This window comes from Anaerotruncus rubiinfantis, assembly GCF_900078395.1.
Lineage (GTDB): Bacteria > Bacillota > Clostridia > Oscillospirales > Ruminococcaceae > Anaerotruncus > Anaerotruncus rubiinfantis.
On record NZ_FKLA01000008.1, the window covers coordinates 449,645 to 473,012 of the forward strand.

28 protein-coding genes and 1 tRNA gene are annotated in these 23,368 nt (G+C 52.2%); 17 read left to right on the forward strand and 12 right to left on the reverse strand.

Annotated features, from left to right (window positions below; all coding sequences use genetic code 11):
* Positions 1–155: 155 nt before the first annotated feature.
* Positions 156–1,604 (forward strand): hypothetical protein, encoded by a 1,449-nt coding sequence (locus tag BN4275_RS04615; RefSeq protein ID WP_066454593.1) that lies wholly within the window; start codon positions 156–158, stop codon positions 1,602–1,604.
* Positions 1,601–2,401: a hypothetical protein gene (locus tag BN4275_RS04620; RefSeq protein WP_066454596.1), complete on the forward strand. Its 801-nt coding sequence runs from the start codon at positions 1,601–1,603 to the stop codon at positions 2,399–2,401. Before BN4275_RS04615 ends, BN4275_RS04620 begins: the two co-directional genes overlap by 4 nt.
* A gap of 24 nt (positions 2,402–2,425) precedes the next feature.
* On the opposite strand, the gene BN4275_RS04625 is transcribed toward BN4275_RS04620, so the two are convergent.
* Positions 2,426–3,097 carry a hypothetical protein gene (locus tag BN4275_RS04625; protein ID WP_066454598.1) on the reverse strand — a complete coding sequence of 224 codons (672 nt, stop codon included), beginning with the start codon at positions 3,095–3,097 and terminating at the stop codon, positions 2,426–2,428.
* Positions 3,098–3,196: 99 nt separating this feature from the next.
* On the reverse strand, positions 3,197–3,406 hold the full coding sequence (locus BN4275_RS04630) for a hypothetical protein (protein WP_066454600.1): 210 nt from the start codon (positions 3,404–3,406) through the stop codon (positions 3,197–3,199).
* Between the two features lie 48 nt (positions 3,407–3,454).
* Here BN4275_RS04630 and BN4275_RS04635 point away from each other — a divergent pair, with 48 nt between their 5' ends.
* Genes BN4275_RS04635 through BN4275_RS04700 form a run of 14 tightly spaced genes read left to right on the forward strand, consistent with a single transcriptional unit; the run spans position 3,455 to position 11,700 of the window.
* Complete coding sequence (locus BN4275_RS04635) at positions 3,455–4,453, forward strand: XkdQ/YqbQ family protein (RefSeq protein ID WP_161940179.1); 999 nt, start codon at positions 3,455–3,457, stop codon at positions 4,451–4,453.
* Positions 4,453–4,824, forward strand: coding sequence for a hypothetical protein (locus BN4275_RS17520; RefSeq protein ID WP_066454604.1), 372 nt, complete (start codon positions 4,453–4,455; stop codon positions 4,822–4,824). Before BN4275_RS04635 ends, BN4275_RS17520 begins: the two co-directional genes overlap by 1 nt.
* A complete protein-coding gene (locus BN4275_RS04645) occupies positions 4,821–5,210 on the forward strand; it encodes a DUF2634 domain-containing protein (protein ID WP_066454607.1) in 390 nt (129 codons plus the stop codon). The genes BN4275_RS17520 and BN4275_RS04645 overlap by 4 nt, the downstream gene beginning before the upstream one ends.
* Before the next feature lie 43 nt (positions 5,211–5,253).
* Positions 5,254–6,294 carry a baseplate J/gp47 family protein gene (locus BN4275_RS04650; protein WP_242863564.1) on the forward strand — a complete coding sequence of 347 codons (1,041 nt, stop codon included), beginning with the start codon at positions 5,254–5,256 and terminating at the stop codon, positions 6,292–6,294.
* A complete protein-coding gene (locus tag BN4275_RS04655) occupies positions 6,294–6,860 on the forward strand; it encodes a putative phage tail protein (RefSeq protein ID WP_066454613.1) in 567 nt (188 codons plus the stop codon). The genes BN4275_RS04650 and BN4275_RS04655 overlap by 1 nt, the downstream gene beginning before the upstream one ends.
* Positions 6,853–7,320 carry a hypothetical protein gene (locus BN4275_RS04660; protein WP_066454615.1) on the forward strand — a complete coding sequence of 156 codons (468 nt, stop codon included), beginning with the start codon at positions 6,853–6,855 and terminating at the stop codon, positions 7,318–7,320. Before BN4275_RS04655 ends, BN4275_RS04660 begins: the two co-directional genes overlap by 8 nt.
* Positions 7,317–8,285 carry a DUF6273 domain-containing protein gene (locus BN4275_RS04665; protein WP_066454618.1) on the forward strand — a complete coding sequence of 323 codons (969 nt, stop codon included), beginning with the start codon at positions 7,317–7,319 and terminating at the stop codon, positions 8,283–8,285. The genes BN4275_RS04660 and BN4275_RS04665 overlap by 4 nt, the downstream gene beginning before the upstream one ends.
* 11 nt (positions 8,286–8,296) lie before the next feature.
* The gene (locus BN4275_RS04670) at positions 8,297–9,328 is read left to right on the forward strand and encodes a DUF6273 domain-containing protein (protein ID WP_066454621.1); all 1,032 of its coding nucleotides are present in this window, start codon (positions 8,297–8,299) and stop codon (positions 9,326–9,328) included.
* A gap of 9 nt (positions 9,329–9,337) precedes the next feature.
* Positions 9,338–9,739 (forward strand): hypothetical protein, encoded by a 402-nt coding sequence (locus BN4275_RS04675; RefSeq protein ID WP_066454623.1) that lies wholly within the window; start codon positions 9,338–9,340, stop codon positions 9,737–9,739.
* Positions 9,736–9,960 carry a hypothetical protein gene (locus BN4275_RS04680; protein WP_066454626.1) on the forward strand — a complete coding sequence of 75 codons (225 nt, stop codon included), beginning with the start codon at positions 9,736–9,738 and terminating at the stop codon, positions 9,958–9,960. Before BN4275_RS04675 ends, BN4275_RS04680 begins: the two co-directional genes overlap by 4 nt.
* Position 9,961: 1 nt before the next feature.
* A complete protein-coding gene (locus BN4275_RS04685) occupies positions 9,962–10,372 on the forward strand; it encodes a carbohydrate-binding protein (RefSeq protein ID WP_066454629.1) in 411 nt (136 codons plus the stop codon).
* A 14-nt stretch (positions 10,373–10,386) separates the two neighbouring features.
* On the forward strand, positions 10,387–10,674 hold the full coding sequence (locus BN4275_RS04690; protein WP_079987976.1) for a phage holin: 288 nt from the start codon (positions 10,387–10,389) through the stop codon (positions 10,672–10,674).
* On the forward strand, positions 10,671–11,408 hold the full coding sequence (locus tag BN4275_RS04695) for a M23 family metallopeptidase (RefSeq protein WP_066454633.1): 738 nt from the start codon (positions 10,671–10,673) through the stop codon (positions 11,406–11,408). Before BN4275_RS04690 ends, BN4275_RS04695 begins: the two co-directional genes overlap by 4 nt.
* A 4-nt stretch (positions 11,409–11,412) precedes the next feature.
* Positions 11,413–11,700, forward strand: coding sequence for a hypothetical protein (locus BN4275_RS04700; RefSeq protein WP_066452706.1), 288 nt, complete (start codon positions 11,413–11,415; stop codon positions 11,698–11,700).
* Positions 11,701–11,742: 42 nt separating this feature from the next.
* Here the strand turns inward: BN4275_RS04700 and BN4275_RS04705 are convergent, their stop codons facing one another.
* From BN4275_RS04705 to BN4275_RS04715, 3 genes are all read right to left on the reverse strand, one after another.
* Positions 11,743–12,498, reverse strand: a complete 756-nt coding sequence (locus BN4275_RS04705; RefSeq protein WP_066454636.1) for a hypothetical protein — start codon at positions 12,496–12,498, stop codon at positions 11,743–11,745.
* Between the two features lie 172 nt (positions 12,499–12,670).
* Positions 12,671–13,075: a hypothetical protein gene (locus BN4275_RS04710; RefSeq protein WP_066452710.1), complete on the reverse strand. Its 405-nt coding sequence runs from the start codon at positions 13,073–13,075 to the stop codon at positions 12,671–12,673.
* A 17-nt stretch (positions 13,076–13,092) separates the two neighbouring features.
* Entirely contained in the window at positions 13,093–13,542 is a 450-nt protein-coding gene (locus tag BN4275_RS04715) for a hypothetical protein (protein WP_066454638.1), read from the reverse strand.
* A 487-nt stretch (positions 13,543–14,029) separates the two neighbouring features.
* On the opposite strand from BN4275_RS04715, the gene BN4275_RS04725 reads away from it, so the two are divergent.
* Complete coding sequence (locus BN4275_RS04725) at positions 14,030–14,347, forward strand: hypothetical protein (protein ID WP_066452717.1); 318 nt, start codon at positions 14,030–14,032, stop codon at positions 14,345–14,347.
* Positions 14,348–14,664: 317 nt separating this feature from the next.
* Here BN4275_RS04725 and BN4275_RS04730 read toward each other — a convergent pair.
* The 7 genes from BN4275_RS04730 to BN4275_RS04760 form a co-directional block, all read right to left on the reverse strand.
* Positions 14,665–14,741: transfer RNA gene (locus BN4275_RS04730), tRNA-Val, on the reverse strand.
* Between the two features lie 74 nt (positions 14,742–14,815).
* The gene (locus BN4275_RS04735; protein WP_066454644.1) at positions 14,816–15,859 is read right to left on the reverse strand and encodes a galactose ABC transporter substrate-binding protein; all 1,044 of its coding nucleotides are present in this window, start codon (positions 15,857–15,859) and stop codon (positions 14,816–14,818) included.
* A 34-nt stretch (positions 15,860–15,893) separates the two neighbouring features.
* Positions 15,894–16,859 (reverse strand): substrate-binding domain-containing protein, encoded by a 966-nt coding sequence (locus tag BN4275_RS04740; protein ID WP_066454646.1) that lies wholly within the window; start codon positions 16,857–16,859, stop codon positions 15,894–15,896.
* A complete protein-coding gene (locus tag BN4275_RS04745; protein ID WP_066454647.1) occupies positions 16,856–18,670 on the reverse strand; it encodes a sensor histidine kinase in 1,815 nt (604 codons plus the stop codon). Before BN4275_RS04745 ends, BN4275_RS04740 begins: the two co-directional genes overlap by 4 nt.
* Entirely contained in the window at positions 18,663–20,279 is a 1,617-nt protein-coding gene (locus BN4275_RS04750) for a response regulator (protein WP_066454650.1), read from the reverse strand. The genes BN4275_RS04745 and BN4275_RS04750 overlap by 8 nt, the downstream gene beginning before the upstream one ends.
* A 205-nt stretch (positions 20,280–20,484) precedes the next feature.
* Positions 20,485–21,744: a galactose/methyl galactoside ABC transporter permease MglC gene (gene mglC / locus BN4275_RS04755; RefSeq protein WP_066454653.1), complete on the reverse strand. Its 1,260-nt coding sequence runs from the start codon at positions 21,742–21,744 to the stop codon at positions 20,485–20,487.
* A 19-nt stretch (positions 21,745–21,763) separates the two neighbouring features.
* The gene (locus BN4275_RS04760; protein ID WP_066454655.1) at positions 21,764–23,263 is read right to left on the reverse strand and encodes a sugar ABC transporter ATP-binding protein; all 1,500 of its coding nucleotides are present in this window, start codon (positions 23,261–23,263) and stop codon (positions 21,764–21,766) included.
* Between the last annotated feature and the right edge of the window lie 105 nt (positions 23,264–23,368).

The following is a 23,368-nucleotide window of genomic DNA, read 5'->3' on the forward strand; positions in this document are numbered from 1 at the left end:
GGACGGATATTTTGTGTACGCTCACCTCGCCCTGCAAAACCACAATCTCCTGCCGCATGAATTTATGAGCTTACCTAGACGAGAACAGGTGTTTCTCGTGGCAAGCGACCTGGAAGCGGCTGAGCGTTTAAAAGAACAGCAAAAGAGGTGATGATTTGGCTCAAACTTTACAGGCTGTTTTCGCATTGAACGACCGCTATACAACGGTCATGACTAAGATCATCAACTCTACTGATACGGCAGAGAAAAAAGTCAAGGACATGGAGAAAGTCCTGGGCACATATAACAAACGTCTGGAGCAGACAAAGACATCGGCAGATATTGCGTCAGGAGGGATCGGTGGCCTTGCAACAAAGATTGGAGGGCTTGTATCTGCTGCATATCTGGGGAAAAAAGCACTCGAGGGCATGTTTGCGGCTGTTAATCTGTCCGCTATGCAGAAGGTGCAGGAAACCACGTTTCAGGCGCTTACACATAGCGAAAAGATTGGTTCAGGCCTCTATGACTATGTGAGCCGGTATGCCGAAGTGTCAGCTCTTGGCCGTGAAGATGTGGCACAGGGCGTGACGGCGGCGTTGACCGTGACGCGGGATATCAATCAGATTGAGCAGTTCATCAGGATGATTGAGCGTCTTTACGCGAAAGACCCCTCCAAGGGTGCGCAGCAGGCAGTTTTTTCTTTGAAAGAATTGCTTGCAGGAGACACAGTTTCCGCACGTGGGGTTTATGGGATTACCGGCATTAGTGGCGAAAGTATTCGCAGTATGATGGAGTCCGGGGATACACAGGGCGCACTTGACTATATTAGCTCCATCATGGATAAATTCGGCGCTACACAGGAAGTGGTGGACAAGAATTTCACCGGCCTTATCACCCAAACCAATATTTTTACCTCAAATCTCAAAACCGCAATTGGCGAAGCGGCGACTCCGGTCATGGAAAATCTCGCAGGTGTAATGCAACGCCTGAATGCTGAAATGCAAGCGGGGAAATATCAGCCGTTTATCAATGTCATGGTTAATGGCATGGAGATGATCGGGAACGGCCTTGCATGGGTGGCACAAAATGCGGATTGGTTGGTTCCTGCCATTGCCGGGGTTATGACTGCGCTTATTATTTATAACGGAGTCATGAAGATCGTGAAAGCCACGACTGAACTTCTGGCTATTTCCACAGGCATCCTTACAGGCCGGTGGATAAGCGCAGCGGCAGCGCTGGCGGCGTTTGCGGGGAGCGCTTACGTGGTTTCTGAATTGACGAAAGACATCGATATGGAAACCAAACAGAGCCTTGCGGACATAAAAAGCGGATTAAGTTCTGGGCTGGCTGGAACTGCTGACATAGATGCGCATATAACAAACAGCGACCCCATTAAAGTGACTGGCGAGGTAGAAATCGAACAGGAAAGCCTAAAATACATGATGGATTTCGCAGGTGCGCGTTTCCTCGCAATGTATTCCACCAGCATGATCCAGCCGCAGATGATTGTTGAAAACCAAACGATAAATCAGAATGCGGATTGGGACGAAGGATATCAACGGTTCGGCGACATGATTGCCGAGCAGAATGCTGCAATGCCGAAGGGGGCGTACACACCGACATGAGTTACCATGTTTATCTTGGAGGCTTAACTATATATGGATCAGAGACTGTCGGCGTGACGCTCGCCCGCCCCGTTACGGTTCATAATGGGATTGGGTCGGGAGAATTTCCAATTCCAGACGACAAAAAGCTCCGCGAATGGACGATCAAGGGGCAGTGGACGGAGCGCAACGATTACCGCCTGACAGGTTGGCAGGAAGCGCATGAGCTGCTGGATGAACTTATGGGCATGCTCAATTCAGACGATCCGGAACGGCTCGTTATTGCGAACGGCTATGACAAAACTTCGGTCTTAGCCTATCTGACAGACGTGACCATGAGCGAGAAATACGCGGGGGTCTATGACTTTACCATAAAGCTGACCGAGTACAAAAAAACAACCGTTCGGGCAACCGGTGTGCCGACCATTACAAGGCCGGGGAAGATACCGGAAATGCCGAGAACGGTTGTGTTTAATAACACCAGTGATGTTGCCGGGTTCGGTATGGGGCATGGGTCGGGATACGATAAGACGATGGCAGACTTTAAGCGGATGGAATACGGAGACAAGACGGAAAACACGCTCCTGGAGGATTCGCTTGTGAACTTTTATCAGTGGGATGGTGATTCCGGGGAGGTGAAAACCACTTCTAACCCAAACCAAGTTCCTATCAATACTCCTGTCAGAATTTATAAGTATGGGGATTTTAACAAATGGGTAAGCAATTCGTTTGACGCTATAAAAGGAGCCTATAACAATTGGCTGGAATCGTGGGACGAGAAGAACCGAAAAAAGAATCAGGTGGCAGGAAAGCAATAAAACGAATACTTTTCTGGACAAGTATCATTTCAATTTGAGTTTTCCTTCCGATATAACAATGATTCCAGCCTTTGACGTTTGAAATCGCAAATATAGATCGTCGAAAGTGGCGTTAGTAATATTAATTGAATTGATAATATTTTGTTCGGAATCGTAACTGTAAATACTTAAATCTTCCATGTCGAAATCATTTAATTGGGGAGCACGAATACAAACATCAACAGGGATGCCAAAACTGTCCGGCTGTGCAAATTTGATGATTAGAAGTTTATTGCAATAAAACTTTTCGAAAAACTCATAAAGATCTTTGACGTACTCGTCAATATAAATCGGAAGTAGGATATCGGTAGATGCCGCACTAGCTGCTTTAAGATCTACAGTTATACTACCCATCGTTTTAATCTCTCTAGGGGAGTCAATTTCCAACCTTGTCTCAAAGATTGCTCTTTTAGAACTAGGATAGTTTGTTGCATATCTCGACATTTCTTGAAGGGTAGTGGCTGCTATTTTTTCAAAATTTGTGTAATGGAGAGAAATGTCATATCCAGTATTAAGATCATTCAATTTTGATTGATCGGCTAATATTTCTCCGTTTTCAGAAAACCTTGATATATCTTTTGCGTTTTGGGCGTAAATTGGCAAACAAAGACTTGAGATTAATAGATAAATAACGACTAATTTGACAATTCTTTTCATAAAAACACCTCCTGCCTACATTCTAACACGGCAGGTAAAGATTTACAATAAAAAGAGCCGCCAAAAAGGCGGCCCAGAAGATATTGTATAACATTTCTTTTATTGCGCTTTTTTGTATAGGGGGATCTTGACTTCGATTTGTGCGTCCTCGGCCCAGTCCAGCAGGGTATTAACAGATGCGCGTGTGACTTTGGAATCCTCTTCCAAGTTTGAAAGCCGCTCGTCAATGGAATTGAGCCGTTCGCTTATTGGTTTCAATTTAGCATCCATCAAATCCGCAATGGCCTGCAAATCGCTTTTATCCAGCATATTCTTTCCCTCCCGTCCGGTGTGTCTGATTATACCATACCGGGGGGATTGCATCAAGAGAAATTATCAACAAAAGAGGTGATTGCCATACTGCTTGTAAACGGTGCAGACCTTTCGCAGATTGCGGAGAATGTGAAATACGTATCCTACTGGAACAATGGGCCGGGGACGCTGACATTCACCTGTCCGGCGAAGAAAGCAAAGCTATACGACCGTGGAACAGAGGTGGTGTTCACCTTTGGCAATGCGAATATCTTTTATGGGTGGCTGTTCAAAGCGTCCATGAGCCGGGATAAACTCGCCTACACTTGTCATGACCAGCTGCGCTACTTGAAAGCACAGGACACTCTGATCCGACAGGTTGAAACCCTTGATAGCTTTTTAAACCGTGTCGGCGCGACCTTTGGGGATAGAATCCGTCTGGGCAAAGTGGACGGTACCGAATACCCACTCCACAAATATCTGTTCGACAACAAAACCTATTTGGACATGCTCTATCAATCCATATCGGATAACCTACTCGGGAATGGGTATCACTACACCCTGCGGGACAATTTCGGGGCGCTCGATCTGCGGGATACGGTGGATCTTCGCCTGCCACTGATCGTGGGTGATAAATCGCTGGCAACCGAATTTGAATATGCCGCGTCCATCAACGACGACACTTACAACTTTGTCAAAGTGGCGAAGGACAACAAGAAAACAGGGGCGCGGGATACCTATATTGCGGAGGATAGCGGCAATATCTCCAAATGGGGCAAGCTCATGATCTATGACAAAGTGACCGCAGAGCTGAACGACGCACAATTGCAGGATCGGGCAAACCGCCTGCTCGTTATCAAAAACCGGGAAACCGAAACGCTGTCCATAGAGGCAATAGGGGATGCGCGGGTCATTGGCGGCAGCGGTGTGAGAGTCATCTTAAAGCAGGCGGGTTTGGATACCTGGGCGGTGGTGGATCAGGCGACGCACAACTTTACACGCGACCGAACGGGAAAGCCCATCCACACAATGAAAGTAAATCTCATGTTTGGCAGGTGGTATTAATGGCCGACCTTGTTTCAGCAATTAAAAAAATAGTCAGGGATTATATAGATAATGAGAACCTTTCGGATCTTTCCTATGCGACCTACACCGGCGTTGGTCTGAAAATAGATGGAAAACCGGTAGAAGTACCGCTCGATATGGTAGACATCCCCTTACACCTCCAGACAATCACCGGCAAGCTGTCCTGCGATCTGACCTCCGGATTTGAAATCAAGGCCAAATGCGACGGCAAAGACGTGGAGGTTGAAAGCATCAAACTGACAGATGCGCCGGTCACGATTCAAACAGGGCTTGTGCCTGGTGCGCGGGTGGCGGTCGTTCAAAAGAAGGGCGCGAACAAATTTTCCATCATCGACGAGGTGACAGGATGAGCGTATTAAAAACCTATGCAGATCAAACAGGATATCACCCGTCAAAGACCTTCCGTATCCACGACGGCAGGATCGAAGGGATTATAGACGGGCTGGACGCGGTGCGGCAGTCGGCGGAATTGATCCTTACAACCGAACGGTACGCATGGGACATCTTTTCAGCGGATTACGGCGTAGAACTGGAAGAACTGATCGGGGAGCGCCGACCAGCATACATTGAGGCCGACGTTGAACGGCGCATCACCGAAGCGCTCACGGAGGATGACCGGATCACCGAAGTCAAGGACTTTTCGTTAGAATTTGGCCGGGAGAGCGCCTATATCAAGCTGACGATTGTTACCGACTTCGGAGAAATTCCACTCGAAAGGGGCGTTTCACTTGGCTGAAAATTACGAATACATGCCAATCTTGCAAGAAATGTTGGATGCAGTGCCGGATACATTGGACAAACGCGAAGGCAGCGTGATTTATTCAACGCTAGCGCCCGCCGCCATGACCATAGCGCGGCAGAATTATATGATCGGATACCTGTTGAATCTGGTATTTGCAGATACTGCGACAGACGAATGGCTTGACAGGGTGGTATACGATTTCGGGATGAGCCGGGAACAGGCGACACAGGCCATCCGGCAGATCAACGCCTTCAACAGCGAAAATCAGCCAATGGACATCCCGCTTGGCAGCAGGTTTGCAATCAACAACCTGACCTTTGCACTGACCGAAAAAAAGGCAACCGGCCAGTACAAGGCGACATGCGAACAGGCGGGGACACAGGGCAACCTTTACAGCGGAACCATTCTGCCGGTGGATAATATACCGGATCAGGGCGGCGTAAAATTTGGCAGAGCGGAATTAGTCAGTACGCCGGAAATCGCCGCAAGGGACACCGAAACCGATGAATCTCTGCGTGAGCGTTTTTATTTGGCGGTGCGCCAATCGCCTTATGGCGGCAATATCGCGGACTATGAACAGAAAACATTGGAGGTAAACGGCGTTGGGGCCGTCAAAGTGTTCGGAGCGCCAGACATGGGCGCAGGAAATGTTGGGCTGGTCATCGGAGACGAGCAGGGCAACAAAGCATCGCAAACGCTTATTGAAAATGTGCAGGCCCTAATGGGAACCAACGGCGACGGGATTGCGCCGATCTATCACACGGTCACGGTCAAGACCTCAACAGACCTTGCGGTGAATGTGGCCGCGCCCGTCAAGCTGAAAACAGGCGCAAGCTTCGACATCGTGAAACCTACGGTTGAGGACACGATTGAAAAATACATAGAGGATATCGGATTTAAAGACGAAACTGTCTTTTTGGCAAAGTTGGTGGCCGCAATCCTGAACTGCCACGAGAGTATACTTGACGTTGGAGCGGTAACGCTGAACGGATCGGCTGAAAATATCGCGTTAACAAAGACTTATGCGGCCTATCAGGTGCCAATCGTCGGCACAATCACGGTTACGGAGGTGGCGTAATGTTTTATGACGACCCCTCGGATTACCTTGGTCTTTTGCCGGACAATTGGAGAGAGCTGCTCGAAGTGCAGGCGATTGGAAATAGCGTAAACATCCAAATGGACAAGCTGCTTGCGGCCATTAAGCAAGGAATTCAGAATAAAAGCGTATCTTTGGCAGACGAGCAGGGCGTTGTGCGGTGGGAAAATATTCTCGGGGTAACATCCCCACTGAATAGCACTTTGCAAGCCCGCAGGGAGGCATTAAGAGCAAAGATCATGGCAAAGCCCCCGATCAATTTGCAGTCATTTAAGGCAGTTGTGGAGGCTTATATGGGGCTGGAAGTGGACGTGGAGCTTGCGCCGAACTACACCATAAAAGTGTGGTATCGCGGCGAGAGCCGACAGCCGGATTTAGCCCCGCTCTATGCGACCGTGTATGAGATGATCCCGGCAAATCTGATTGTGGAGATATCGTATAGATGGCTCACATTTGGGGAACTGACTGCACAAGACCTGACGTTTGGGGGACTGACCGCAAAGAATTTGACCTTTGCAGAACTTGGAAAGGGTGAATGGATTGCCTGATAGGATTACACAGTTTTTAGATGAAAATGCAGCAAGTACGGATAATTTTAATAGGCCGATTCGGGAAGCAAACGCGGCTTTTGCGGAGATAGATCAACAGATCACCAGTCACACAGCCGACTTATCAAATCTGCAAGCGAACCTGGATGCGGCAGAGGCAGCAATTGCGGGCAAGGCCGATCCATCCGACCTCATCACCGTAACCCTCCCCGTGGCATCCTGGGTCAAGGACAGCACCCGCGAGATGTGGACGCAGGCGGTAACGCATCCATCCATCGTGGACGATGTGCGCATTGGGATCAGCGTGGACGACGACACACAGCTTGCCCTTATGGACGCGGGCGTAACCTTACGGATTGACAATAACAATGGCACAGCTACGGCAAAAGCATTTGGAGCGATCCCGGAGAGTAACATCACGGCGCAGCTGACCTTAACGCCGGTGGAGGTGGTAGCGTGATCTACGGCGAGGAGCTAGGCGGGGGTGGAATCAGTACAAAGACGATCCCTCCACAGGGGTTAAACCTGACGCTCAAGGGCGGTAACGGAAAGATCGACTGCACCTTTACCGGGATCACCTCGCAGTGGCTGTATCTCGGGCAGTATTACCGGCTCATTGCAAAACCCGGCAGTGCGCCAACCTCCCCAATGGACGGCGTACAGGTCGTGGACGTGCAGGTCGGGGCAATCGGGGATGCGGTTATCTCCGCGAGCATCACGGGGCTTACCAATGGGGTGCAGTATTTTGTGCGGCTCTATGTGAGAAGCGAGAATGGCTGGCAGACAAGCGTGGACGCGGTGGGGACGGCAACGCCAGTGGCAGGGATTGCGCTGTCGACGATTGCGGCGAGCGACGCGGCGACAGAACAAATTCTTATGTTGCCAGAGCAGGGCATACCGGTGAAGTTTATCCTGCTTAAACATGATTATGAGAATTCCGGGCGGTCGCTGGTGCTACGGAAAGATTTATATGACGAAAGGCCCTTTGATAGCAATTCTTATTCGTATAATGGGAGCGATATCGATATATGGTTAAACGGAATATATTTAGATTACATTGACACAGAAATAAGACATCAAATTACACCCATATCTATTCCGAGCAAAACAAGCACTATCTCTAAGCAAGTATTTCTGCTTTCTCTTACCGAGTTTGGATGCTCGAACAGTAGTGCATCCATTGAAGGCGTTGCAATCTCATATTTCGGTAGTAATGCCAGAAGAGTGGCATATTTAAATAATGGCAGAAGGGCGTATTGGATCCGAACGAGCAACGCCAACTGTTTTATGATCGGATCTAATGGCGCATACACGGTCGCAAGCTGCTATAACATCATGGGGTCCCGCCCTGCGTTTACTCTGTCCGCTGATTTTCTCCTTGCTCCCGAACCCAACCCAGACGGCTCTTATAGCCCGCTCACATAGGAGGTGATCTCATGTCAGACATAAAAGGCAAGTCCCTATCCTTTGGCGGGATTAACACCCGCGACCTTGCGCCGCAGGTGGAGAACCTCACCCTCAAAGGCGGGGACGGCAAAATAGACGCAACCTTTAGCGCGGTGGACGCGGCATACGCCTCACTGGTCAAATACTACGTTGTGACTGCCAACACCCACATGCCCACCGGGCCGAACGATGGCGTGTCGGTCATGGTAATGCCGGGGACGGGGACGCTATCATGTGTCCTGTCGGGGCTTACAAATGGTGTGATCCATCATGTGCGGGTATTTATCCGGTGTACCTATGGTTGGCAGACAAGCCCTATAGCCTATGGGGTGGCAACGCCGTTGGCGGGGATCGCGATTAGCACTTTGGCCGTTGGAGGCGAAGTCAAATTAAATCTTGGCGGTGTGGCTTACAATCATTTGGTTGTGCATCAGGGAAATCCAGATACAGCACTATATGATGCAAGCTGTAACGGGGCATGGTTGCTGATAAAAGATATTTACGAAATGCGGCAGTGGCACAGTTCCAATGTTAACGACTACGCCAACAGCACCATCCACAGCTATCTGAATAGTGCCTATCTTGGCCTATTTGACAGTAACATTGCAGCTGCCATTAAGCAAGTTAAGATTCCGTACCGGTCGGGAAGCGGAACCAGCAAAACAGTAAACAGTGGGGCTGATGGATTATCCGCTAAAATTTTTTTGCTGAGTTCTACGGAAGTCAGCTTTAACCACAGCTATATGCCTACCCGTGAAGGCGCAGAGCTGTCCTACTTCGCAGGTTGTGCAGACAACAGTTCCGACAGCAAGCGTATTGCAACACTGAACGGTTCCACAATGCACTGGTGGCTCCGCTCCCCGGCCATCATCGACTCCACGTACGCCTCGTACGTCGGCTATGGCGACTGGCAAAACTCCAAGTGTTCCAACTCTGGCGGCGTCCGCCCTGCGTTTATCCTTCCTTCCGACCTACTTCTCGCCCCCGTTCCCAATCCCGATGGCTCTTACAGCCCACTTTAAGGAGGCAATATGATCTACATAGACAACACGCAATACCCGGACGCAATCGCGTCTGTCACAATGGCGCGAATCAATGACGCGAGCGAGGAGATACTCATCCTTGCATTCCCGGCCACAGATCACGACGCAATCCGTGCCCTGCTCGACCCGGCGCAAGAGATCCGCGACGAGCAGGAAACCACCATTAGCCGGTATACCCCGCGCATCTGCTATGACATCGCGGACATGGACAGCAGGACGTGGGCCAAAATCCGTTTGCGCAGCCGCAGCACCGGGGACAATCCGGCGTATTATCAGGCGCGGGCCGTGGACGCGGAACAGCGATACACCGACGCAGATTTAGCCCGCATGGAGGCCGAACAGCGGGCAACCGATATGGATTTACAGCTATTGGAGGTGCAGAGCACATGAGCAAATATGACGATATCGCACAGCGCTACGCAGATGGCGGTGTGCGGGATGATCAACTGGACGGCACCGGAGCAGAGACAGGCAGCGTCTATCTGACCCGCAATTATGTCGCCCTGGGCGCAATCACGCAGGAACAGGCCAACGCGATCCGGGCGGGAGCGGTTGACCCCGAAACGGCGGACATGCTGGCGGCTATCAACATCTATGAGGGAGGCGAATGATATGGGCATGTATGAGGACAGAGCGCGGGTAAAGATGGCAAATTATCGAGCGGCAGCATCTGGCACCACCGACGAAAAGGCAATCCTTGCGCCGGAGCTGTTTGACCGCTGGAGCGCCGAAAGCGTCGCCTATGCCGTGGGCGACCGAGTGCGGTACGGGGATCTGCTCTATAAGTGTCTGACTGCACATACCTCACAAGCGAGCTGGACACCTGACGCGGCCCCGTCTTTGTGGGTGCGTATTGACGATCCTGCAATCGAGTGGCCGGAATGGAGGCAGCCGCAGGGCAGTACAGACGCTTATGCAAAGGGCGCAAAGGTATCCCACAACGGCAAGCGCTGGATTAGCGACCTTGACGCGAATGTCTGGGAACCGAGCGTGTCGGGATGGACGGAATACACCGAAAATTAAGGGAGGATTACATAATGAAAATCAATTGGGAAGTACGCATTAAAAACCCGCTCTGGTGGGCGCAGATGGCATGTGCCGTTGTCCTGCCGATCCTCGCATACTTTGGGCTTGCGTGGGAGGACATGACCTCCTGGGCAGCGCTGGGAGATATCTTTGTCGCAGCCGTGCAGAATCCCGTTGTGGTGGTGGCGGTGCTCGTGAGTGTGTTTAACGCCCTGACCGACCCGACAACCGCAGGCGTGAGCGACAGTAACCGCGCAATGGGGTATGTGCAGCCGTACAAGGACAGGGTGGTCAAATGAGTCAGCGTCTTACGCTCCCGTTTAAAACGCTGCTTGTCACAGCGGGGTACAAGCACCCGGATTATTACGCCTACCACAAATTCCACCATTACGGCGTGGACTGCTATGACCCGAACACCCATGATGTGCTTGCGCTGGGTGATGGCGAAGTGATTGCAGCCGGTCAGGACGGACCGACCACCACCGGCAAACTCTCGCGGCTGGGGCTTGTGACGGTTATCATATACCGGGATGTGCTCTGCAATAATGGCAAGGTGTGCGATCTGGTGGCCCGGACCTATCATCACGCAAAAGTGCAGGTCAAGGCCGGGGATAAAGTCAAACGCGGACAGGTTATCGCGCAGTATGGCAACACCGGCGCGAATACGACCGGCCCACACCTGCACATTGAGTTTGACACAGATACCAAATTCCCGACGCTGGCCTATGGGGTATCGGTAACGGCCAACAACCGGATCATCAACACGCTGGCGGAATACAAACGCGCGGGAGGATTGGCGGACAGCACGATGGACCCGGACGACGTGTGGTTTGTGGGAGAGGGCCAGACCATCAAGGGATGGTCTGGAGGCTGGTACAATCCCGATGATGTTGAGGCCCCGGAGATGCCGCAGGACGGGCCGGACTATGCGGCGCTATACGAATCCGTAGTGGCCGAGCGGGACGCGATCCAGGCCGATTATAACGGCCTGATATCTGATTTACAGATGCTTATGAAAAAGTATAAGGGGTGAGCCGATGTCGTGCGAAAACTGCCAGCTCGAGAAACGGGTGGATGCGTTGGAAAAGGACAGCTTGCGCAATCAAAACACACATAGAGAGTTTTATAATCGTTTTGAGGAGCTAAAAATCGATGCGGCGGGCAGCCGAAAGGACTACCAGACGATTATGGCGACGCTGGCAGAGGTCAAGAGCGACGTTAAGGAGCTAAAGGACAAGCCTGCAAAACGCTGGGACCAGGTTGTGGGGATCATCCTGCAATGGGCGATCGTCGGCCTGCTGGCGGCAAATACATTTATCAAATAACAAAGACGGACCAACCGGTTATTTCGGCTGGTCCGTCTTGTCTTATGTCTTTATAACGTACTTGCGGGGCGCGGCCCGCTCCCCGGAGCTCCGCCGCCTTGCCTGGTGCGGGGTAACATAAATCAGCTTGCCGTTTTTACCACGGCGGTAATGGCCGCGCACTGACCATGCAAATTTGCGGTAGTTTCGCTCGGTTGGGATCTCGTGCCGGTCGATGGAGTATCTCCGGATCTTTGACCGCAGTACAAACGTGTTTGTCTGCTTGCTGGTTCCCCGGTTGGTACGGGGCCTGGATGAGCGGCTCACGGGACGATCCGCATACTCAACATCCGGGCGGTAATAGAGCAAATAAAAGGTCACATAGCGATAGAGGTTAATAATATCGTTAGCCTCCTGGTGGAGTTCGTCATCGCTGGCCCATGCAGTGATAGGCATCAATGTCTCGACATTGTACCGCAAGGATAGGCGGCCTTTATCATCCTCCACTGTGTCATTATAATCAAACGTTACCTGTACCTGTTTTTTACCCTCCATGTAAGAGAGCAGATAGGTTTTGGTTGGTGTGTCATGGCAGACATATATTTCCTGGCTCGTTGATCCGAGCGGGAGCTGACCTCCAAAATTTTTTTGAATCCACTCTGCCGAGTAGGTGATACGGATCACGTACTCGTCAAATAGCGGAGGCAGTATCTCCGGAGGCTTATGGCTCCAAAAGTAATCCCGCAGCTCATCAGCCTTTTCGCGGTCAAGCTCAATGGCGGTCAGTTTTGCAAGCCGTTTGTGTGCGGGTTGGTACATGCTCTGACCTCCCTCACTGCAATAAAAAAGACAGAGGGCGGGCGTTTTAGCGCCCGCCCTTTTCCTTAGGATATAGGATACTTTCTCAATTTCAATCCACAAATCCAATTTTAAAATTGGATTTGACAATTACAGTATACATGATTTTTGTAAAAATGCAAGACCTAATAAATTAATCCCGACAGATCGCTACAGGGATGGAGCGCATATCTCCGTTTATGTCCGGGTAGATGAGGAGCATACCGCCAGCAATCGCTTTATCAATCAGCGCGTCCTGATCGACTGCGCCGAAATATTTGGATTCGGCCTCTTGTGGATGCGCGCAGACCACAAAGCACATATCAGATGTCCCGGTCTTGGAGTTGCGGCCGGGTATGCCCATTTCCGGTGGATATTTTTCGCTCGTGGACACCCAGTCTGGGACTGCCACATCGATGGTACGGCGCTGGCAGTTACCAGATCCGGTTACTCCGTATGACCCGACAATATTGATGATTGCATCCGCCTTAAAATGATAGGTCGGGGGATTGTGGCCGCGATCGACCGCAACGTACCCGACTCCGACTTGGATCTTCATGATTTGCCCTCCTTTTTTTAAATTTCAACGCCTGGGAGACTATACCTGATAGGGTCGTCCGAATGCTCATTGTTGTAGGCAATCAAAAACGAGCTGAGGTCCATTTGCTCGCCGCCAACGATGCTTGCCCGCACAGTCCAGCTCGCACCTTTGACGTATTGGAGGGCGTACAGACCACGGGCGATTGCGAGAGCGTCATCTTTATTCATTTGCTTAAAGTATTCTTGTCGTGCCATATACTGGATATTAAAGATAAGTTCATCGAGAGCTACAACGTGCGGCTCGCGCTCATTTCGCGGGAATCCAAACGGGTCGGTGTCCTGCATTTTTCCCGCGTCGTAATCTGATGCGATTTCATCGGCCACAGAATCCACGCGCTCAGACAGTCCCAGTTCGGCCACCTTGTATTCGATCCGGGCTTGCATAGTCTCGTCTTTAAGATATTTGCGGATGTCGATGTTAGTCATGTCGTGATCTCCCTTCGCTCGCTTGACTTTGTTTTCCCTTACCTTGTATCTATATTATAATATAATTGTACAAGTATATCAAGCGGTAAAATGCACAAATCGAAAGAATGTTTTAGTTATAATTGTACAATTATAACTATTCGATTGGAATGTCACGGTCAATTAGTGAATTGATGTACGAATTGATAGACATCCCCAACTCATCGGCTCGCGCCTTGATACGCTCCTTTCCGCCGTTTTCCTTTTTAACGAGCAATCGGATTTGATCATATGTTTTGCCTGCATATTTATTGCTGGCCCTTGTTTGAGCTTTTCCCATATTATCACCCCAATCTTATTATAGCACAATAAAATAATTGTACAACTATAAAACTTGCACAAATATAATTGTACAACTATGGTTATTTTACCACTTGAAATAATTGTACAATTATATTATAATATAGACAAGAGGTAAGGGGAAAACGAAAAAAACGGAGGTAACACAATGAAATACGAAATGAGCAGAGGCAGAAATACCATCATCATCGATACCGAAGCCGGAACGATCTCGGGGAAAACTTACGAAATGCGCGATGTCATTAAATCCGATCTTTACGCGAAATGGGATGCTGCAAATAAAGTTTGGCGCTCCGACAAGCTGGCCGAGACGATCGAAGAATACAAAGAGTACCTCACTCGCTGCTACAAGCTGGCAGAAATCAAAACCGCCGAAACTGTTACCACTCATAAGCACATCCACACAGACGGTCTTTGCCCCATCTGCCACACCTATTGCTGCGGGGACTGCATGGCGAATAGATAAATGAGAGGTCAATAAAAGAGCCGCCTTCGGGGCGGCTTTCCTTTACGCAAAAAGACCCGCACGCTGCGGGCATTAGGCATGCTTAAAGCTTACCATATATTAGCATTATTAATTTAAGAAATGATATTAATAAAATTACCCATCTGTTAGCGTTTGCTTACTGTGCATTTACTGTGCATTTTATGCTCCTTTTTAGTGCTGTTTCATCCGTTTTTATCCGCACGTCAAAAACAAATATGGTACATCGCAAACCTGCGTTGCAAGCTGATTTGCGCATAAAAACAGGCTCTGCAAGCTTATCGCTTACAGAGCCGTTTTGGTGGGAACACGGGGACTCGAACCCTGGACTTCCTGCGTGTGATGCAGGCACTCTAACCAGCTGAGCTATGCTCCCGTCACGAATGATATTATATCATTTTGGACGGGCGTTGTAAAGCCCCAATCGAAAAAAATCTTCCTGAAAGCCAATCAATCTGCAAGAGCGTCCTCTACATTTTCGATGGTGACCATCCGGTGCGGCATCCAGACATATCTGCCTTCAAGCTGTGGAACCGTTTCAGCGGGATCTTTACCGGTTGCCAGCGCGTAGGCAATCTCGAAGATCGCCTGGGCCTGGCCTTTGGAATCGTTGAGCACTGTTCCGGCGAGCGTTCCGTTGCGCACAGCCTCTAACGCGGGTGGGGTTGCGTCGATCCCAACGATGACCGGGAGCGGGATTTCGGCCGCCCGGTATGCGTCGATTGCGCCGAGCGCCATATCGTCGTTATTTGAGAATACCACTTCGATTGCGTCGCCGAATTCCTCGATCCAGAGCGCCGTCTTGGCGGAGGCCTGCGCGCGCTGCCAGTTTGCAGTGTCGTTGGCCAGTTTATCCACGCGGATATTGGAGGCAAGTAATGTCTTGATGGTGTATTCGGTGCGGATAGCCGCATCCTGATGGCCCGGTTCACCTTCCAGCATCACATACTGAATTTTTCCATCGCCGTTACGGTCAACTGCGTCTGGATCCGCGTCGTAAAGATTCACCACGATATTGCCCTGCATCATTCCGGATTCGCTCGGATCGGAACCGACATAATAGAGCTTATCCCAGCGCTGCATATCCTCACTGACTGGTTCGCGGTTGAAAAAGATTGCCGGAATGTCCGCCGCCATGGCCTTGTCAATGATAACCGACGCTGCGGTGCGGTCGACTTCGTTGACACAGATCACATCATATCCCTGGGAGAGGAATTTGTCCACCTGATCGTTCTGGATTCCCTGGTTGCCCTTGGCATCCATGATATTGACCGAAATCTTTACGTTGTCCGCCGCCTCGCGGGCTTTGGCGGCCTCCACAAAATGATCCCGCACGGTGGCAATGAAGGTATCATCCTGCTTGTAAAGGGTCATGCCGATCTTGATCTGGGTCAGCTTCGCATCCGGCTTCGAGCCGGTGCATCCGCCAATCGTACCCATCAGGCAGAGGGCCGACGCAAGGGCGGCGGCACGCAGCATCCAATGTCGTTTCATAGGATTACCTCCTGCGAATTCATTCGGTCGGGTGTCAGCGTACAAAGGGGAAGAGCAGGCGCTGGTTGTCAATGTCATACATATTAGAACGGTTGATCACCCGGTGTTCGAGCGTGGTGACCGGCGGGACAGGCTGCTTTCTGATCGCCTTCACCGCGGCCTGCACCCCCAGATAGCCAATGCCAAATTCGTTTTGCACAATGGTGGCGCTGATCACATCCTGCTCAATAAAGGAAGCTACCTTGCCGGTTGCGCCGATACCAAACAGGTCAAGATAGGTGGATTTTTCATTCGCTGCCGCCTGTGCAGCCGCCTCGAGCGCCGCGAGATCGAGGGTCACGACCACGTCTACATCCCGCTCGGAAAGCCTGTGTTCGAGCTCCTCGACAGCCTCGGCAGTGTTGTTTGGGATCGTCCAGAGGCCGATTTCGCCGCCGATGGGCCCCAGGATGCTCATCAGCCCTTCCATCCGCTGCTGGACGTTATTGCAGCCCTGTGAGGAATTGATCACCGCGAGCCGCTTGCGCGAGTTGCCGGAGGAGAGGATCTCCTCCCCGAGCTGCACGCCCATCTCGTAGTTGTCGGCCGAGATATACGAAGTGACCGCGGGGCTTTCGACATTCGACTCGATGCAAATTACCGGCACTTTTTCCGCAATCTGATCCACTGCCGGGGCAAGTCCGGCGGAATCGGCGGCGGAGAGGACGATCGCATCAACGCCGCTTTCCAGCTCGCGGTGCAACAGAAAAATCTGTTCGTCAAGGTCGTTTTCTTCCGAAAGGGTGATAAAGCTCAGGTCCACATTCATTTCGTTCGCCGCCTGGTCGGCGCCCTGTTTGATTCCTTCCCAGCTGTCGGAGTTTTTTCCGCGTACGATCACCGAGATGTTGTAGACCTCGGGAGGACGCTTTTCTCCAAGCATATCGAACATCAGGATCAGGAAAGATACCCCAAAGCCCGCGAGGATCAGCAGGAATATCAAAATTCTGCGCCTGGTCATCTGCCCGTCACCTCCTTCGTCGTGTCCGGCGTATCGAAGGGGACCTTCGGCAGGCGGATGCGCACCGTGGTACCAACGTCCGGTTCGCTCAGGATGGTGAGCCCGTAGTTCTTGCCGTAGGTGAGCTGGATGCGCTGATGGACATTGCGCAGGCCGATGCCGGAGCCCTTCGAGCGCACGCGTGTCTCGTCGGTGAGCAGCGTGCGGCAGATTTCCGCCGGGATTCCGGAGCCGTTGTCGATGACATCCACATAAAGCCCGTCCTCCAGCAAATAGGTCTTGACCAGCAGTTCGCCGTCACCGTCCATAAACTCCATCCCGTGATAGATGGCGTTTTCCAAAAGCGGCTGGACGATCAGTTTGATGGTTGAAAGCCGCAGCGTTTCGGGCGCAGCGTCTATCTTAAAAGTGAATTTGTTCTTGTAGCGCATCTGCTGGATGGTCATATAGTTGCGGGCATGTTCCAGCTCATCTGAAAGCGGGATGATATTGCGGCCCTTGCTCAGCGAGATGCGGAACAGCCGCGCCAGCGCGGTGACCATCGAGATGGCCTCCGGATAGCGTTCGTTTTCAATCATCCAGATGATCGAGTCGAGCGTGTTATAAAGGAAATGCGGATTGATTTGGCTTTGCAGCGCGTCAAGCTCGCTCTTGCGTTTCGATTCCTGCTCGACGACGATGTCGTCCATCAGTTTGCGCATCTGCGCCACCATCGAACGGATCGTCTTGCCCAGATGCTGGATCTCATACGATCCACCGATTGCGATCTTGACGCTGAGATCGCCCTGCTCCAGCTTTTTGACCGAAGCTTCCAGCCGTTTAATGGGATCGGCGATGCGTGAGGAAACGAAGAGGTTGGCGAAGATCATCAGGAAGATGGTGAAAAACAGAATGAACACCGCAAAGGCGCGGAAATGATAGTAGCTGGAGGTGATGTCGTCCACCGGCGTGACCCCAACGATTTTCCATCCGGTATAACCGACCGTTTTGACGGTCACAACCCGTTCGTCCCCCTGGTAGTTTTCCAGATGGTTGCCGTCCTGATACCCGGCGGCGGTGAGGTTGTTTTCGGTGGTGAGGTTCGAGAAGATCAGCTGCTGACGCGGATGGTAGATGATCTCCCCATTGGAATCGATGAGATAGACATAGCCGTTCCCACCGAGCGTGACATTTTTAAAGAGCTGTTCAATGCCGGAAAAGTTCATGTCGACCAGCAGCACGCCGTGCCGGACATTCCCGTCGAAAGTCAGTTCGACAGCGCGGGAGAGGGAGACCACCCACCGGTAGCGGAAATCCGGGTCCTCAAACAGATTTTGCACATGCGGCGCGGAAAAATGCAGGTTCTCGATCTTTCCCATCGCGCGGATGAACCATTCCTGATCCTGCGGGCGGACGGTCTTTTTCAGCTTCGAGAGCGGCGAGGCCGCTACAAGCTGCCCGTCGTCGTCCACCAGCACAATGCTCACCAGCAGGTCACGGTTGGTTTCGTAAAGCAGGTCCATGGCCGGATCAATCGAATCGGATGCCAGGTCGGCGTTTTTGATAACCCGGTAGTACATCGCGTCCGAAATGCGCATCATATTGCGCAGGTAGACGTCGATATTCATATTGACCTGGTTGATGACCCGTTTATTGTCCTCCTCGACCATGTTCTGCGTGGAAGCGGCAAAGCGCAAGTATAAAGCCATCCCCAAGAACAGCATCCCGGTGATCGCCACAATTGTAAACGAGATCGAGATCATGTACTGGATGTTTCTTTTCTGGAACGCTTTGAAAAACTGGCGTATCCGCGCGCGGATCGCTTTAACCATTGCCTGCTCCTTTGCTGCTGCGGTATTTTGTCGGGGACATCCCAAACTGCTTCTTAAAGACGTAACTGAAATAGTTCGGCTCGGAATAGCCGACCTTCAGAGAGATTTCATAGGTTTTGTCCTCGGTGGTGGAAAGCAGCTTGATCGCTTCCTCCATGCGGACCTGGGTCAGATAGGTGACAAAGCTCATCCCGGTTTCCTTTTTGAACAGTGTGGAGAAATAAGCGGGTGAGACATGCAGATGGTCACAGAGCATCTCGACTGAGATGTCAAAATTTGCAAAATTTTCCGCGATGAACTGTTTGGCGCGTTCAGCAATCGCTTTGGAGGAGTTGGTGCGCTCACGCCGGATAAGCGAAGAAATTTTCAGGCAGGTTTCATTGAACCAGCTGCCGAGCGCATCAAGCGAATCGAACCGCGAGAGATGGAAGTTTCCGTCGAAATCCGGGCCGAACACCTCGGTGATGTCAATTTGATAGGTGCGGATGATCTTGATCAGCTCCGCCATCATTTCCATGAAATAGAGCTGATACTGTCCCAGCGGCAGCCGTGAAGCGCGAAAACAGCCGATCATCTGCTCGACGGCCCGGGAAATGTCGTCCGGCGAGCCGATTTTGATGGCGGAAAGCAGGGCGCGCTCATCCTGCTCGTCAAACTGCAGCTGCGCGGCCGGATCGGGTTCGATGTCGTCGATATAGATTGCGCGCCCGGAACCCATGAGCACCCGGTAGTCAAGCGCGCCGCGCGCGCCGTCCGCCGCATGATGCAGGTCGGCGAGGCTGTCCACCGGGGAGCCGATCCCCACTGTCACAGTGAGCTCCAGAAAACGCCGGGCCAGCTTGCAAATCTGGTTCATGCCGTCGATGAGCGAAAGCACCTGGGAGCGTGCGTCGAAGGAGGCGACCACCGCGATGTGATCGTTATACATCAGGCTTTTGAAGCAGCACCGCCGGCCCAGGTTTTCATCGACCAGCTGCTTGATCGACAGCGGGATCAGCTCCTGTTCGCCAATGGGCGTCTTTTCGGCCGAATCGGTGTCATATTGGAGAATGGCCGCCGTCCAAAAGCTTCCGGAGAGATCGATCTCGTAACGTTCGGCCTGCTCCCGGATACGGGCTTCGGAAACGCGCCCATCCAGAAGCTGGCAGTAGAACTGCTCGCGCAAAAGCGGCAGGGAGGAAGCATAATGTTCCCGCAGCCGCTGGATGTTGCGCTTTTCCGCAAACTGGGCGTCGAGCTGGCCGCGGATCTTTTGCAGCACCGCGGTCAGTTCCCGCGCGTTGATCGGCTTGAGGATATATTCCGCGGCCCCCATCTGGATCGCTTTCTGTGCATACTCGAAATCGTCAAAGCCGGAGAAGATGAGCAGTTTGATGCCCGGCATCGTTTCGGTCAGCCGCCGCCCAAGCGTGAGCCCGTCCATAAACGGCATCTTGATATCGGTCATCACCACGTCCGGATGGAGCGCTTCTGCCAGTTCAAGCGCTTCCTGGCCGTTCTCGGCCGTGCCGACCAGCGCAAAGCCGTTTTGCTCCCAGTCGATTTTGCGTTTGATCCCTTCACGGATCTCCTCTTCGTCGTCAACGAGCATAATGCGGTACAGGGCCACGGGAATCCTCCTTTTGATGCGTCCTGCATAAATTGGGGCGCAATAATCCACGCTTATTGTACCATTTTATAGTGGAAAAGAAAAGAGGCAGTCTTTGCCTGCCGAAATTCCGGCGGGGTGGGAAAAACACGGCGGCCGGGCCCCTTTCGGAACCCGGCCGCCGGTGTGCTGGAACCACAGGGTTTCCCCCGTGGGTGAACAAGCCTTATTTTTTGCGGTATTTGCCCATATCGATCGCAACCGCGACCGCGATGATGATCCCTTTGATGACCTGCTGCCACATCGGGGAAACGTTGATAAACTGCAGGCCGTACTGGATGACTGAGAAGATCAGAACGCCGGACACGATGCCGCCAACCCTTCCGACGCCTCCGTTTAAGGACACGCCGCCGACGACGCACGCCGCGATGGCGTCGAGCTCATAACCGTTGCCGTAGTTGTTGGTAGCGCCCGCGGTGCGCGCGCCTTCGAGCACGCCTGCCACGCCGTACAGGCAGGAGGCCAGGATGAAGATGCCCATGATGGTTTTGAAGACGTTGACGCCCGAAACGACCGCCGCTTCACGGTTGCCGCCGATTGCGTAGACGTTCTTGCCAAACACGGTCTTATTGAGGACGAACCAGATGATTACACAGATGATAAGTGCGATCGGTACCAGGATCGAAACGCCGGGGAAAGGTTTGCCGTCGATCATAAAGGCGCCTTCGAGCAGTTTTTTCTGGCCGATGATCGCAAAGTCCGGACGCACGCCGCCGATCGGCTGGGAGTTATTCGGCTCCATGTCGAAGTAGAGCGAGCAGGCGCCGTAGATCATGACCTGTACCGCCAGCGTTGCAATGAACGGGTGCATATCATATTTCGCAACGAGGAAGCCGTTCAGGGTTCCGAAGAGCATGCAGGCGATGATCGCCGCGATGATCGGCAGGATAATCGGCAGCTGCGGCAGGTCGGGATAGAAACGGTTCGCATAATCGACTGTCTGGAGCATCGAAGTCGAGATGACCGCGGCCAGGCCGACCATGCGGCCGGCGGAAAGGTCGGTACCGGCGATCAAAAGGGTGAAGCAGATACCGAGCGCGATGATCAGCTTGGTGGAGGACTGGGTCAGGATATCAAGCACAACGCGGATCTGCATGAAGCGCGTTTCAATAAAGCAGATGACGATGACCAGGATGAGCAGCGCGAGAATGATCGCGTTGTTGGTGAGAAAGGCCTTGACAGTTTTGGTGGAAAAGACGACTTCCTTACCGAGCCGGTCTGCGTTGCGCAGCTGGAACGCGCCGTAGATCGCAACGATCAGGCCGATTCCCATGAGCAGCCACGGCAGGTCGAAGATGACCTGGCGCAGCGCGCCGCCGCCTGTGATATCAGCGATTTTCAAAGCGATTCCGATTGCGGCAATTACGATGCCAGCGATGATAAACGCGAAGGAGTAGGTCCTGCGCGGGATAATTTTTTCGTTCATTCCGATTGCCTCACTTTCCTTATTTAATGAATTGTGTCGCCAGGCGCATGACTTCCACCTGATTGAACTGATCCGGTTCGAGGAAGCCCGAAACCCGTCCTTCGCACATGACCATGACCCGGTCCGCCATACCGAGCAGTTCCGGCATTTCGGAAGAGATCATAATGATCGATTTTCCCTGTGCGATCAGTTCGAGCATGATCGAATAGATTTCATACTTTGCGCCGACGTCGATGCCGCGCGTGGGTTCGTCCAGAATCAGGATATCCGGGTGGGTCAGCAGCCAGCGGGCAATCAGGACTTTCTGTTGGTTACCGCCGGAGAGGTTCTGCATGAGGGTTTCAAGCGAAGGGGTCTTTACGTTCAGCTGCTTGCAGGAATCCTGCGCGGCATCCGCGCGTTTTTTCTGTTTAAGCACGCCGTGGCTGGCATAATCCTTCTGGCTTGCGATAACGGTGTTGTCAAGTACCGAGAGGATGCCGAACACGCCGGTCGCGCGCCGTTCCTCGGTGAGCAGGGCGATACCGTGTTCCTTCGCGTCGCGCACCGACTTCACCTTGAAGGGCTGGCCGTCCTTTTCCACGGTGCCGGATTCGATGTCACGCAGACCGAACAGCGCTTCGACCAGTTCGGTGCGCTGCGCGCCGACCAAGCCGCCGATGCCGAGGATTTCACCCTTGTGCAGATCAAAATTGACATGCTGGAAGGATTTTGGCAGCGGGGAACAGAGGTCGCGGACGCTGAGCACCACTTCTTTGCCCGGGGTATGTGTTTTGGGCGGGAAGCGGTTGGTCATGTCGCGGCCGACCATGCGGTTGATAATGAGGTCGGTGGTCAGCTCGCTTGCCGGCCAGGTGCCGACGTACTGGCCGTCGCGCATGATGGTGACTTCGTCCGAGATGCGCAGGATCTCCTCCATCTTGTGGGAGATGTAGATGATCGCGCGCCCCTCGCTGCGCAGTTTATTGATAATCTTGAAAAGATGTTCGGTTTCATTGTCGGTGAGGGATGAGGTTGGCTCATCCATGATGATGATTTTCGAGTTGTAGCTGACAGCCCGTGCGATTTCAACGAGCTGCAGGGTGGATGCAGAAAGCTCTCCTGCCATGATTTCCGGGTTGATGTCGAGGTCAACCTGCTCGAAGAGCTCTTTGGTCTTGCGGATCATTTCCTTTTTGTCGACCGCGATCCCTTTCATTGGAAACCGGCCGAGCCAGATGTTTTCCATAACCGGCCGGAACCGGATGGGATGCAGCTCCTGATGGATCATCGAAACCCCGAGATCCAGGGCCTGCTTTGACGTGTTGATGAGTTCCTTTTTGCCGTCAAGAATGATCTCTCCGCCGTCTTCGTGATAGATGCCGAAGAGACACTTCATCAGGGTAGATTTTCCGGCGCCGTTTTCACCCATCAGCGCATGCACGGTGCCCGGCCGCACTTTTAAAGTGACGCCGTCCAATGCCTTGACGCCTGGGAAAACTTTTGTGATGTTGTTCATTTCCAGCACATATTCGCCCACACTACCGTCCTCCTTCTTTCCTCAAAATTGGCCGCCGTCCGGCGGCGGGACAAGGGGTTGCCAGATCTTTGCCAAAAAGAGGGGCAGGAAACGCGGAAAGCGCTT